This window comes from Thermostichus sp. MS-CIW-41 (genome assembly GCF_054058915.1).
The window spans coordinates 1-13,354 of record NZ_JBSSBO010000023.1 but is presented as its reverse complement, the minus strand read 5'-3'; the positions used below and the strand labels follow the sequence as shown (position 1 = coordinate 13,354).

Annotated in this window: 9 protein-coding genes and 1 pseudogene; 3 read left to right on the top strand and 7 right to left on the bottom strand. The window is 56.9% G+C overall.

The genetic code is table 11. The features are described from left to right. Nucleotides 1–9: 9 nt before the first annotated feature. Nucleotides 10–252, bottom strand: coding sequence for a hypothetical protein (locus tag ACVWXE_RS08350; protein WP_457490057.1), 243 nt, complete (start codon nucleotides 250–252; stop codon nucleotides 10–12). 558 nt (nucleotides 253–810) lie between these two features. On the opposite strand from ACVWXE_RS08350, the gene ACVWXE_RS08345 reads away from it, so the two are divergent. Continuing rightward, nucleotides 811–1,344: a TM2 domain-containing protein gene (locus ACVWXE_RS08345; protein ID WP_457410817.1), complete on the top strand. Its 534-nt coding sequence runs from the start codon at nucleotides 811–813 to the stop codon at nucleotides 1,342–1,344. 18 nt (nucleotides 1,345–1,362) lie between these two features. Here the strand turns inward: ACVWXE_RS08345 and ACVWXE_RS08340 are convergent, their stop codons facing one another. The 3 genes from ACVWXE_RS08340 to mfd form a co-directional block, all read right to left on the bottom strand. Then, nucleotides 1,363–2,142: an ABC transporter permease gene (locus ACVWXE_RS08340; protein ID WP_457490056.1), complete on the bottom strand. Its 780-nt coding sequence runs from the start codon at nucleotides 2,140–2,142 to the stop codon at nucleotides 1,363–1,365. After that, entirely contained in the window at nucleotides 2,133–3,071 is a 939-nt protein-coding gene (locus ACVWXE_RS08335; RefSeq protein WP_457490055.1) for an ABC transporter ATP-binding protein, read from the bottom strand. Before ACVWXE_RS08335 ends, ACVWXE_RS08340 begins: the two co-directional genes overlap by 10 nt. 120 nt (nucleotides 3,072–3,191) lie before the next feature. Next, nucleotides 3,192–6,668 carry a transcription-repair coupling factor gene (gene mfd / locus ACVWXE_RS08330; RefSeq protein WP_457490054.1) on the bottom strand — a complete coding sequence of 1,159 codons (3,477 nt, stop codon included), beginning with the start codon at nucleotides 6,666–6,668 and terminating at the stop codon, nucleotides 3,192–3,194. 490 nt (nucleotides 6,669–7,158) lie between these two features. Between mfd and ACVWXE_RS08325 the strand changes: the two genes are divergently transcribed. Both ACVWXE_RS08325 and cydB read left to right on the top strand, forming a co-directional pair. After that, on the top strand, nucleotides 7,159–8,592 hold the full coding sequence (locus tag ACVWXE_RS08325; protein WP_457490053.1) for a cytochrome ubiquinol oxidase subunit I: 1,434 nt from the start codon (nucleotides 7,159–7,161) through the stop codon (nucleotides 8,590–8,592). A gap of 193 nt (nucleotides 8,593–8,785) precedes the next feature. After that, entirely contained in the window at nucleotides 8,786–9,835 is a 1,050-nt protein-coding gene (gene cydB, locus ACVWXE_RS08320) for a cytochrome d ubiquinol oxidase subunit II (RefSeq protein ID WP_011432837.1), read from the top strand. A 93-nt stretch (nucleotides 9,836–9,928) separates the two neighbouring features. Here the strand turns inward: cydB and ACVWXE_RS08315 are convergent. From ACVWXE_RS08315 to rimI, 3 genes and pseudogenes are all read right to left on the bottom strand, one after another. After that, a pseudogene (locus ACVWXE_RS08315) lies at nucleotides 9,929–10,579 on the bottom strand (zinc ribbon domain-containing protein); the annotation flags it as partial. Nucleotides 10,580–10,581: 2 nt separating this feature from the next. Continuing rightward, nucleotides 10,582–12,168 carry a mechanosensitive ion channel gene (locus tag ACVWXE_RS08310; protein ID WP_457403574.1) on the bottom strand — a complete coding sequence of 529 codons (1,587 nt, stop codon included), beginning with the start codon at nucleotides 12,166–12,168 and terminating at the stop codon, nucleotides 10,582–10,584. Between the two features lie 551 nt (nucleotides 12,169–12,719). After that, entirely contained in the window at nucleotides 12,720–13,253 is a 534-nt protein-coding gene (rimI, locus tag ACVWXE_RS08305; protein ID WP_457490052.1) for a ribosomal protein S18-alanine N-acetyltransferase, read from the bottom strand. Nucleotides 13,254–13,354: the final 101 nt, after the last annotated feature.

Sequence of the window (13,354 nt, the reverse complement as noted above, 5' to 3'; positions counted from 1 at the left end):
GTCATCGCCTCACCCCAACACCCAGAGCATGAAAGCCACCCCTAGGGTGACGGCACCAAACAGAGCATAGCTGATCCGGCGCAGCGGCCTCAGTTGCAGGGCATGCAGATCCTTAAGCCAGCCCAGCCCCAAGGATTCGACAAAGCGATCCAGCACCGCCTGCATAGGGTAGGCGTAAACCGATCCTTGCTCCTTAAAGTTCACCAGCACAACCAGCAGTGTAGCGTAGCCCCAGAGGAGGCCCCAGAGCATGACTCTAGTCAATGATAAGCTCAACTATACTGAAAATAATGTATAATATGTTCAGTACGGATTACTACCAGTTGATCTTTCTGTTTACTTTCGAGTCTGCCAACATGGTAGCCAAAGCAAAGCAGAAAATTGGTAGTAAGACGACACGGAAACTGCGCTTTGGGTATTCTACTCAAAGCTTTGCGGGATACCGCCATTCTGTTTGGAAACAAACAGAATGCTATCGCTGCATAGTTGAACAGTGATGTTCAGCAGTGTTCAGCGTAAATGTATCAGCACAGCGCTCAACCCGATTAAAATTGGCTCAAACATCGACTTTCCCTTGCCTTCTATAGGCATGTCCACTGCTTGCGTGAGCGGGAGACGGAGTTCTTTGAGCCTGGGGGACTTGGATCTCATTATTCCGGTTGTTTTCCCGTTGAGGCTGCCCTCCCTCAGACAAGAGCGTAGAAGGGATCCCAGCTTGCTTGCAGAGATCACGCCGGTTCTCTTCTGCCCGTCCAGGCCAGAAGATGACAAACTGGAAGTACCCGCTCGGAGTTATCTCGTCAAATCCCCATGAGTTCTCGCTACCTGCTGCCCCCCGCTGAACCCAAGTCTGTCGGTACTGCCTATATCCTCTGGGCGTTGGGCATCTTCGGGATCTGTGGCGTCCATCGCTTCTACCTGGGCAAGACTGGAACAGGCATCCTCTGGCTGTTCACCTTTGGCCTGCTGGGCTTTGGCCAGTTAATTGACCTGTTTTTGATCCCAGGCATGGTGGAGAACTACAACTTCAAGCTGGCCGTCCTGCAGGGATCCCGACCCTCCCCATCCCCAGCTTCCTCAAAAACCACCTCAGCACCTCCTCAGCCCCTCAAAGGTCAAGCTCTGATGCGGGAGATCCTGCGGCTAGCCCAACAGCGGCAAGGGATCCTCACCCTTGCGGAGATAGCTATCGACTTACCTGCCGACTTTGACGAAATTGAAAAGGCGCTGCAAGAGCTGAGCCGGCGGAGCATGGCTTTCCCCGAAAACAACCCGGTCACTGGAGCGGTAGAATACCACTTCCCTCACCTGCTGCACCGCTCCCCCAACCAACGTTCGCTCTAGATGCCCTCCTGCAGACCTCTACTGGGATCCCAGGATCCCTTGACGTTTGGCTAGCCGCATTGCCCGGCGAAAGGCCAGCAGACCCAGGCCGAAGTAGAAAATGCCGCTGGCTAGAGCCATGGCCAAGCGCACGGGATCCAAGCCCGCCTCCCGCACCATTACGTCGCGTAACAGCCCCGCCCCCGCTGTCATGGGTAGCATCTGCCCCAGCCCCTTCAGGGATCCCGGCCATTCTTCCGTGGGAGCAGCCAACAGGAAAAGCAGGCCGAATTGGCTGATGATCAAAAGCTGCTGAATTCGCTTCCAAATTAGAGCAGCGGATCCCAGCAAAAACGAAAAACCGTAGGCCCCCAGCACCACGCTCAAGAGCGGCAGCACCAAACTGGGGGGAAAGCGCAGCCGACTGCCCGTGAGCAGCAAAATGGCACCCAAAATGACGACAACAACAGAAAAGCGCAACACCAAGCTGGCACAAGCCCGCGCCAGAAACAGGGTGGCCGCGGAAAAGTGTGAAAGCAGCACCTGCTCTAGCGTCCCCGTCTGGGCTTCCACCTGCAGGTTAAGGGCAATATCGTTGACCACAAAAATGACCAGCGTCCAGAGCACATAGCCAATCACCACCGCGTCCAGCCGTTTGCCAAACTGGGAAGCCGGCCCTGCCACGTACTGAGCGCCGGCAAAGAGGGCATAGAAGAAGAACGTGGTGATCAGGATCCCGCCCAGGGCCTCTGCCGGATAGCGGATGTACTGGATCCAGGCCCGCTTTAGTTCGGCCCAAAACAGGTGGATCACTGGCATTGTCTATCCCCTCTTTTCAACAACTTGAGGAAGATGTGGGTGAGATCGGCTTCCTCTCGTTTGAGGCCCAGCAAGGGCAAAGGCCTCAAGATCTCTAGCACCTGATAGAGCATCTCTGGCGGGCCGCTGAAGCGCATCTGATGGGATCCGAGAATCTCCACCCCTTGGCGGGCCAGTTGTTCAAACCTCCAGGGATCCAGCCCCTGTTCCAGCTCGATCCGATAAGTGCTGACGGCGCCGGCAAAGTTCCGGATGAACTCGCGCGTGGGGGCTTGGGCAACGATCACCCCTTGTCGAATAACGGCTACCTGATCCGAGAGCGCTTCCGCAATATCCAGTTGATGGGTGGTGAGCAAGATGGCTCGACCCGAAGCGGCAATTTGGCGGATGAGGGATTTCACCGCTTGGGCGGCTTCCACGTCCAGCCCTAGGGTGGGCTCATCCAGCAACAACAGGGCCGGATGGTGCAGGAGGGCAACGGCAATGGCCACCTTCTGCTGCATACCCCGCGAAAGGGTTTGCACGGCAACATCCCGCTTTTCCCACAGGCCAAAGGTCTCCAGGAGCTCTAGCCCCCGTTGCCGGGCGGTTCTGGGGGGTAGCCCCCGCAGCACGCCAAAGTACTCCAAGTTCTGGAGGGGGGTCAGCCGCCAGTAGAGGTTGCGATTGCCTTCCAGCACTGCCCCCACCTGGGCCAGGGCCCCCGGATCGGTATGGGGATCCCGTCCGAGAACGCACACTGTGCCCGCGTCGGGTTGGATCAGGCCGGCAATCATCTTAATGGTGGTGGTCTTGCCGGCCCCGTTGGGCCCCAAAAAAGCCAGGATCTCCCCTGCTGCCAGCGTCAGGGAGACATCCACCACCGCCCGCACCTCCCTGCCTCCTTGCCGGTAGGTTTTTTGGAGGTGGTGAGCTTCTAGAACTTTCATGACGCGAACCCGATGCAAACGCGAAGCCGATGCAAAAAGGAGCGCTGAAGAGAGGAGGGCCGGCCATTCCACTCTCTCACACCAGAGCATGGGCCCGCCTCGAGAGGGATCCGGCAAGATCTAGGGGGTCATTGGGATCCCAGCCTCCATCCGGCTCAGGGCCAGGCTCATCTTGTCCAGCCACTGCAAAAGGTTCTCCAGTTGCTGCGCCGCCGGTACCATCCCCAGCCCTCGCACCGTCACCTTGCCCGGTTGGTAGACAAAGCGAGGCTGCAGGTGAGTGGGCAGAGCCTCTTTCAGGCGATTCCAAGCCGGCTCCTCCATGGGGGTTTCCAAAAGGACATGCTCCTTGGCTGGCCTAATGCGGGAAAAGCCCAGCGTGCGGGCCAGGATCTTCAGCTCCATCACCCGCAGCAGCTCCTGGGTAGGCTTGGGCAGGGGGCCAAAGCGGTCTTGCCATTCCTGGGCAATTTGCAACAGCTCGACCCGAGAGCCGGCAGCAGCCAGGTGTCGATAAGCCTGCATCTTTTGATCTTCGTCGGGGATATAGCTTTGCGGGATCATGGCGGTTACATTGAGGTCAATTTGTGTGTCCTCCACCTGTGGGATCTCCTGGCCGCGAATTTCTCGAATGGCTTCTTGCAGCATTTCTAGGTAAAGATCGAAGCCCACCGCATTGACTTGCCCGGATTGTTCCGTTCCCAGCAGGTTGCCAATGCCACGAATTTCCATATCCCGCATTGCCAACTGATAGCCGGATCCCAGTTGGGTAAATTCCTGAATGGCCTGTAGGCGTTTGCGGGCCTCCTCGGTGAGGATCCCGTCTTCTCGGTAAAACAGCCAAGCATGGGCTTGGATCCCAGCCCGGCCCACCCGCCCCCGCAGCTGGTATAGCTGAGCCAATCCAAACTCCTGAGCATTTTCAATCAAAATGGTGTTGACGCGGGGAATATCCAAACCGGATTCGATAATCGTCGTGCAGACCAGGATATCGATTTCCCCATTGTTAAAAGCCAGCATCGTTGCCTCTAGCTCCCCTTCCGGCATCTGCCCGTGGGCAATGGCAATGCGAGCACCGGGCACCCACTCCCGCAATTTGGCGCTGGTTTCTTCGATGCCTTCAATGCGGTTGACGACATAGAAGACTTGACCGCCGCGATCCAACTCTTGGCGGATAGCCGTGCGGATGACTTCGGGGTTGTAGGGAGAAAGGTGAGTTTTGATAGGCCGGCGGGAAGGAGGCGGAGTTTGGATCAAGCTCATTTCCCGCAAACCCGACAAGGCCATATACAGAGTGCGGGGAATAGGGGTGGCGGTGAGGGTGAGTACATCCACCTGGGTTTTGAGAAGTTTGATTTTCTCTTTTTGGTTGACGCCAAAGCGCTGCTCTTCGTCAATAACCAAAAGGCCTAAATCCCGAAATTGCACATCCTTGCCCAAAAGCTGGTGGGTGCCCACCACAACATCCAGTTCGCCACTCTTGAGACGGGATAGGATTTCTTTTTTCTCCTCCGAGGTGCGGAAGCGGTTGAGCAAGCCCACTTGAATAGGATAGGGAGCAAAGCGCTCTTTGAGGGTGTGGTAGTGCTGCTGGGTAAGAATGGTGGTTGGCGCCAGGAGAGCTACTTGCTTGCCGGCGGTTACGGCTTTGAAAATGGCACGGATTGCCACCTCTGTTTTGCCAAAGCCCACGTCCCCACACAGCAGCCGATCCATAGGGCGTGGAGATTCCATATCCCGCTTGATCTCCTGGACAGCTCGGAGTTGATCCGGCGTCAGGGGATAGGGGAAAGAATCTTCCAGCTCCTGTTGCCAAGGAGAATCGGGCGGGAAGGCATAGCCCTCCTGTTCGGCGCGTTTGGCATAGAGCTGCAGCAGGTCAAAGGCCACTTTTCGCAGGCTCTTTTTCACCTTCTGTTTGGTCTTTTCCCAGGTGCTGCCGGACATCTTGTGCAGGGCAGGTGGTCCATCCCCGCTGGCGCGGTAGCGGGAAAGGGAGTTGACCTGGTCGGCAGCCACCCGCAACAGGCCATCGCTGTATTGAATAACCAGGTACTCGCGGGTTTCGCCCCCAATGGTGAGGCTTTCTAAGCGCAGAAACTGGCCAATGCCATGGGCCTTGTGAACGACAAAATCCCCTGGCTTGAGCAGGTTGGGATCCACCTGGCGAGAGCTGGCCTGGCGGCGCTTGCGCACATAGGTCGGGGTGGCCAGGCTGTGTTGGCCGAAAAACTCGCGGTCGGTGAGCACCACCCATCCCAGCGTGGGCAGGAGAAACCCCTCCAGATCGGCCAGGCCGGAATACTTGAGGGCCACTGGGGTGTAGGACTGCAGCTGGCGCTCGATGGCCGGGAAGTCTTTGGGGTTGGGCACATACTGGGCGGGGCAGTCGTGTTCCTGCAGCAGAGCCACGGTGCGGGAGGGCTGGGCAGAGAGGATCCAAACCTGCAACTGCTGCTTGCGGTACTCGCGCAGGGTTTTGGCCAGGGATCCAAACTGGTGGGGAGCAGTAGGCACAGGCCGGCTTTTTAGGTCAAGGGCAGCTTCGGCTTCGCCAGCAGGGGCAAAGGTGCGGGCCAACAGGCAGGGGAAGGGATCCCAGTCGGGAGCATGGAGATCGAAGGGGCGGTGAAAGGGCTGCAGAGCCGGCTCCGCAACCTGGGCCTGTTTCCACTGTTCTTGGGCGTGGTAGAGCCACTGCTGGCTGTGGGCCTGGCACTGCTCTGGCTCGTCGATCAGGATGAGGGTGGTGGGATCCAGATAGCTGAGCAGATTGGCGGGAGGGGTGTAGAGCAGGCCGAGAAAACGGCGCAAGCCCTCCGGGGGGGTGGGCGACTGCTCCAACTGCTGCCGTAGGCCCTGGGAGAGCTGATCGGCTTTTTCCTGCAGAGCCGGCCAGAGGATAGGCCCATAGCCGGTGGGAGTAAGCCAAACGTGGGGGATCCCATCTTGGGAGCGCTGGCTGACTGGGTCAAACTCCCGCAGCCTCTCCAGCTCGTTGCCGAACCACTCCAGCCGCACCGGCCACTCGCAGGCCACCGGGAAAACGTCGAGAATATCGCCTCTCTGGCTCCACTGCCCCTCGCTTTCCACCAGACTCACCCGCCGATAGCCCAGACGAGCCAACTGCTGCCCCAACTGCTGCGGCGACATCTCCAAGCCGGGTTCCAGCTGGAGACAAAAGGCCCGCAACACCTCTGGGGGAGGGAGGTGGGGTTGGAGGGCCCGCTCTGTCGCCACAATGGCCATGCCCTTCTTCCCCTGGAGGCAATCGGCCAGCACCTGAAACTGGCCCCACACCAGCTCCGGTTCCAGGTCAAAAGGTTCGTAGGGGGAAGCCTCTGAAGTAGGGTAGAGCTGCACACTCTCCCAGCCCATGCCCTCCAATTGCGCTGTCCACCGGCCCGCTTCTTCCAGCGTGGCAGTGACCACCAGCAGGGATCTTCCCTCCTGCTGGGCCAAAGCCGAGGCAATCAACCCCTTCGGGATCCGCCCTGCCCCCTGCAGATCTGCCTGTCGCCGTGATCTCAACCGGGCGGCCAACTCTTGCATCAAGCCAGATTGGGCCAGAAAGCGCACCAGCGGAATAAACGACATCTTCCACCCCACCCTGCAAACTGCGATCCCAACAAGCAGGGATCCCAATTCTGGCAGGCTCCGGGGACAATCAGCAGCCGTCTGCTGGCGCTGTAGACGGGAAGTCGCCCCTTGCTGGGAATTGCTCCTCGATCTATTGGGACAACAGTTTTGTTGTTTAAAGACGAAGAAAACCAGAACCCTATGTCAATGGCCTGCCAGTTTTTGGCCGCTAGGTTCACAGAGGGCTTTTTGCTTTGTAGTCCAAATTACAAAAAAAGGTCTATATCTCACAGAATCCTAAAATTAACCTTTAGAGTCGGACGGCTTGTCGATTGTCTTAGCCAAGATTCGATGTTAGAAGGAACCACAAAGCGCGGCTTTCCCGGCCTCATCTGATGTCTGCCAGTCAGCAAGATGTTTTTCATGCAAGAGATGTAGCTGTATCAATTGCAGCAGATGTTGTCGGAAAAAGCTGCATGAATCAATCCACCTAAACTTGGTACAAATTATGTTTCTAGACACCGTCGCGCTTTCTCGGCTACAATTTGCCCTCACGGCCATTTTTCACATGTTGTGGCCGGTTTTAACAACGGGGATGGCCATTTACCTTGTTGTTATTGAGGGGCTTTGGCTAAAAACCCGCAACCTAGATTACTATCGTCACGCTCGTTTCTGGTCAAAACTCTATGTGTTGAACTTTGGCATTGGCGTGGCCTCAGGCTTGCCAATGGCCTTTCAATTTGGCATGAACTGGGCACCCTTTTCCGAAGCGGTGGGAGATTTTTTTGGAACCATCCTGGGCTTTGAGGGCACGATGGCCTTTATGCTGGAGGCCAGCTTTCTGGGGATCATGCTGTTCGGCTGGGAGCGCGTCCCGCCGGTGATTCACTGGATCTCGACGATCCTGGTGGCCTTTGGCGCCAACTTATCCACCTTTTGGATCCTGACGGCCAACTCTTGGCTGCAGACGCCGGCAGGTGGCGTGTTCGTCGATGGGAAATTTGTGGTGCGGGACTACCTGCAAGCTATTGTCAACCCCTTCATGGTCAACAGCTTTCTGCACATGTTTTTTGCCACCTTGGAAACCTCTTTGTTTGTTATCGGTGGCATCAGTGCCTGGTACATTCTCAAGCGGCGGCACAGCGAGTTCTTCTCCCGCTCCCTCAAAGTGGTCTTGGCAATGACCCTAGTGGTCGCCCCTTTGCAGGTGTTCGTCGGCCATTTGAGCGCAGAGCAAGTGTATCGCTATCAGCCGGCCAAGCTGGCGGCCATGGAGGCCCAGTGGGAGACGATCCCTGCCGGCGAGCGGGCAGACTGGAGCCTGTTGGCTGTGCCCAACGACCGCGAAGAGCGCAACGAGTGGGAGGTGAAGATCCCTGGCGCGCTGGGCTATCTGCTGGAGTTCAAACCCAGGCTGGATCGACCCATTCAAGGGCTCAAAAGCTGGGATCCCCAAAATCGTCCCCACATGGTTGGCCTCATCTACTACTCCTTTAGGACAATGGTGGCCATTGGCCTCCTCCTAGCCGGGCTTGTCGGAGTTACCCTTGTGCAATGGCTGAGGGGCAAGCTCTCAGTGGAGGCCCTTTCTCAGCAAAAGTGGCTGATGAGAGCTTGGATCTTCGCAGCACCCCTGGGATACATCGCCGTTGAAACCGGTTGGATCGTCCGCTGTGTGGGTCGGCAGCCCTGGATTGTGTATGGACAACTGCGCACGGTGGAATCGGTTTCGCCCCTGCCGGCAGGAGAAGTGCTGTTTTCTCTGGTTGGCCTGACCGCGTTATACACTGTGTTCTTCGTTGCCGCTCTCTACTTTGGCAGCCGCATCATCCGCGAAGGGCCCAACCTGGAGTTGCCCGCTCCTGCCCCAGCAACGCAGCCGGTGATCGTGGTCGAGCCTGCCCGCCACGAGCCAGATCGCCGTCCTGCAGAAGCTCGGTAGCAGCAGTTTGGTAGCCATCTAACTGGTGACTCCAAGTAGCAACAGGGCAACGTAGCAGGCCCATTCCCCACAGCAGTGAAACCCTTCGCTACGTCAACTCCCAACTTCCCTTCCCTAGAGGGAGAGGGACTGGGGATCGTCATCGGGAACTGTCTCGCACTGGTCAGAAATACTCAAAGCAGAGGGAACAGCGATGGAATCTTTTGAGCCTTTACAGCGGTTTCTGCCCCAGGTTTGGTTTTTTATCCTGGGCCTATTCCTATTTCTCTACGTTCTGCTGGACGGGTTTGATCTGGGAGTTGGTATCCTCTCCCTGACGGCCTCCAGCGAGACCCGGCGCAGCATCCTCATGACCAGCTTGGGCAATGTTTGGGATGCCAACGAGACGTGGCTGGTGTTGATGGGGGGATCCCTATTTGGATCTTTTCCTCTCGCCTACGCCACCATTCTCAATGCCCTCTACATACCCTTGGTGATCATGGTGGTGGGCCTGATCTTGCGGGCCGTTTCCTTCGAGTTTCGGGAAAACGCCGACAACAAGTTGGTGTGGAACCTGGCCTTTGGAGTGGGCAGCTTTTTGGCAGCCTTGGGCCAGGGATTTGCCTTGGGCAGCGTCTTCGAAGGGATCCGCGTGGACGAAGCCGGCCACTTTGCCGGCAGCCCCTGGGATTGGCTGACCTGGCGCACGCTGTTGGTGGCTCTTACTTTGATCCAGGGCTATGTGTTAATCGGCTCAGCCTACCTAATCGTTAAGACCACCGGCGAGCTTCAGGAAACCTACTACAAGACGGCAACCATCGCCACCTGGACAACTTTACTGGGGGCAGTGTTTATCACCATCAGCACTCCTATCATGTCCGAGCAGGCGCGTGCTCAGCTTTTCTCGCCCCCTCTTTTCTACATCTTTGCTGCCATCCCAGTTCTGGGACTTTTGTTGGTGGCGTTGTTGCTGCGCAGCCTGCGCCGGCGGGAAGAAAATAGCGTTTTGGTTTACACTTTTTTGATCTTTGCGCTTTCTTTTATCGGCTTGGGGTTCATGGTCTTCCCCAACATCATCCCCCCCAGCGTCACCATCTACGAAGCGGCGGCCTCCCCCAGCTCCCTGGTGTTTATGCTCACCTTTATTGGCTTTCTGATCCCGGTTATCTTGTCCTACAACATCTACAACTACGTGGTGTTCCGGGGCAAGATCGTGGTGCAGGAAGTGGCGGCGGAAGAGGCCAAAGTTCCAGAGGCAGTTTAAGCTGGCCTGAGGATGCAGCAATAACCCCGCCCGGTGATGGGCGGGGCAATTTTTTAGGTGCAATCGAACGTCTACAGAGAAAGGCTGATACATTTACGCTGAACACTGCTGACCATTACTGCTCAACGGTGAAGCGATAGCATTCTGTCCATTTCCGTTGTCACTACGCGACGCTGACGCGACCGCGTTAGCGGGCCGGAGGCCGAACAGAAAGGCGGTATCCCGCAAAGCTCTGAGCATAACACCCAGAGCGCCTTGCCAATCTCGTGGTAGCCTGTGGTTGCACTTTGGGCATCTAAACACCTTTGCGCCACCCAACTTGGTGTGGATGTGCCCGCACTTGGTACAGGTTTTGCTGGTGTACGCTTCCGATACTTCCACGACAACCACGTTTTTCTTCTTGGCTTGAAACTTCAGGAACTGCTTGAACCGATAATGCGCCCAGGTGAGCATCGCCCTTGCCGTCTTGCTACCAAACCTCCTCCCCGCCTTGGCAACCATCTTGGCTGACTCGAAAGTGGGGAGGAATATCAATCGGTAGTTATCCGTCAGGAACGCTGCTACCTTGCGATGGCACTCGTCCACCAGGTTCCTGATTCTCTCCCGCAGACGAAACGCCGCTTGCCGCATTCGCCTACGCTTGGGCCTCGGCGCTTTGCTCAGCCTAGATTGCAGATCGTCTAGGTGGTAGCACAGCCGAGTGATTCTACCAAAGTCCCCCTTGGCGATATCTACAAAACCTGCTCTCACTCTCTCTTGAGCCATTGCCGGATCTGCTCGGCAGCTACATCGCGACCTCCCAACCCAAAAGCCAACGCCACCGCCACGGCAATCGCCCCCAGAACCAGACCAAAAGCCAACACCACAATGTCGGTGGCCACGCCCATCTGCTGCAGGGCCATGGCGCCAACAAAAACCAAGATAGCCACCCGCGCCGCCTGGGCCAGTACCCCTGAGGAAGGGCTACCCAAGCTCTTGATCATAGAGTGGGCCAAATTGGCCAAATAAAGACCGATCCCAAACACCAGGGCGCCGATGAGCACCCGACCGGAAATCAGCAACAGCCCCTGCACAATGTCGGTTAGGGCGGCAAACTGCAGCAACTCCACTGCCGGCACCGCCCCAAACAAGACCACGCCTACCCAGACCACCAAGCCGGCGATCTCGGAGGGAGTGCGACGTTTGGCAGCGGGATCCCCTTCAGGCTCAGGAGCAGCGGCCAGGGGCAAGCCCAGCCCCGCGACCAGACGGTCAAAACCCACCGCCTGCAGCAACTGGGTTACCAAGCTGGCCAAAAATTGCCCCAGCAAGTAAAAGACGGCCAGGATCAAAGCGGATCCCGCGATCAAGGGAATGGCCCGCAACACCTGCTCCAGCATCGCCACCGCCGGATCGGAGATGGCCCGAATTTCCAAGGCATTCAGCGCCGCAATCACCGCCGGGATCAACACCAAGACATACACCACCGTCCCGACGATCTGGGCCAACTGGGGAACGCCAAAGCGTGCCCCCAACCGATTTGCCCCTGCTGCCACCAACAAATTGGAGACGATCCCACGCACGATGCGGGCCAAAAACCAGCCCACTGCACCGATGATCAGCGCTCCCAAAATCCGCGGCACCATCGACAGCAACTGATCCAGCAGGTTTTGCACCGGCTGCAGCGGCCCCTGCAGGTTCAGGGTATCCAGGATGATCGGCAAAAAGAACAGCAGAATCAGCCAGTAAAGGGCATTGCCCAAAGTTTCATTCAGCAGGAAAGGGGTGACCTCTGTACCTCCCTCTTGGCCGGTCGGGGTTCCTTCTGCACCTGCCTCACCGGCAGTGCTTTCCTGCTGTAGAGGCCGGGCCAACTGCTCATCGAGGTTGAAACGCCGCAGCCCCTGGATGACTGCCAGCCGGGCAACTGTAGCCACCGCCCAGCCCACAGCCAGCAGCACCAGCGCCCCACCCACCCGTGGCAGATAAACGAAGATTTCCCCCAAAAACCTGTTGAGCGGATCGGAGACAGCTTGAAGCTGCAGGGCATTCAGTACCGCCACCAACACAAAAGCAAGAATCACCCAGTAGACGGCAGCGGCCACCCAGCGCTCCGTTTGGGGCAGCTTCTCGCCGGGCTTTTGGCCCAAAACCCAAGCAGCCAAGCGATTGTCCAGTTGCGTCCTTTTGAGCAGTCCTCTAACGCCGAAGGCTACTGCCATGGCCACTATCCAACCCAGAATTAAGATGGCAATCGCCGCAAGGAGATTGGGCATAAAATCGATAAGCCTAGACCAAAGACTGACGACAAAAGAGATGGCCTCATCTCCAATGGTGTTTCCAGAGGTGTCCATAATGATCCTCACAGCTTGAAAATGCTCAGGATGGACAGATAACAAGTGTAGGTTAACCTGAAGTGTTTTTTCAGGCAAGTTGGCCAAAGGGGGAATATGATATGAAAAATATATATTGAGGCAGAAATGTTGGATCTCGAAATAAAACTTTACATCTTATTAGCCCAAGGACTCCAGCCGTAAGTTGAAGCTCTGATCGGCCACCAAACGGCAAGGATCGAATTCAAGGTGTTGATATCGCAGGCTATAGCTTTTCCCCACCGAGCAGGAGCTTTGTAGATTAAGTCAGGATCTCTGTTGTGCGATGGATGCGGCTGCATTGGCTAGAGTCAGTGTTGCTGGGAGGAACTGTAGCGGGCAGTTTGCATCCACAGAATGAGAGCATTTTGATGACCTATATAAAGAATCAAACGGGCAATCGACACTCGGTCAATGGGTTGGATCCCCTGTAGCCTTGATATGCTTAGCCTATTGGCTTGCTCACTGTCTGGCTTGAGGTGTATCCCGAAAAACGTTCACAGCCCTTCAATTTATATACAATTGACGCTTTTCTAAATCGGTTTCTTCCAATACACCAGCGCATCTTCTCCGTTGTAATACCCCTTGCGACGTCCCAGCCGTTGAAACCCTGCCGATTCGTACAGGCGGATTGCCGCTTGATTGGAAGCCTTCACTTCCAGAGTAGCCCAGCGGCAGCCTGCTGCTCTCGCTTGGTTCAGCAGTTCTTCCAGAATCCGCCGGCCCAAGCCCTGTCGTCGGTGCTCGGGATCCACCGCCAAGGAGATGATATGCGCTTCTTCTTCAATACGCCAGAGAATGCCGAAGCCCACCAGCTCTTTTGTCACCTGCGTCGGCGAGGTGGGGCCTGGAGAGGGAAGGGGGAACTCGGCTCGGCCCGAGCCACACGGGGCGCCAACGGCAACGGGTTCCGCCACTACCCCAATCACCGTGCTTGTGGGTCGTTCCAGCTCCGCTCGATATCCCTGTTCTCCCCAGTATCCCCCATAGCACCGCCGATCCAGCTCCAGCAGTTGGGGCAGGGCGGTGATGTCCAACAGCTGCAGCCGATAACTCGTACCGCTCATGGTGGCCTAGGTTGTGTTGATCTTTCATTTGAGCCAAAAGAGAGCACTGACGAGATAGAGAAAACTCAAGAAGTTCCTGGCCAATTTGTCAAAACGAGAAC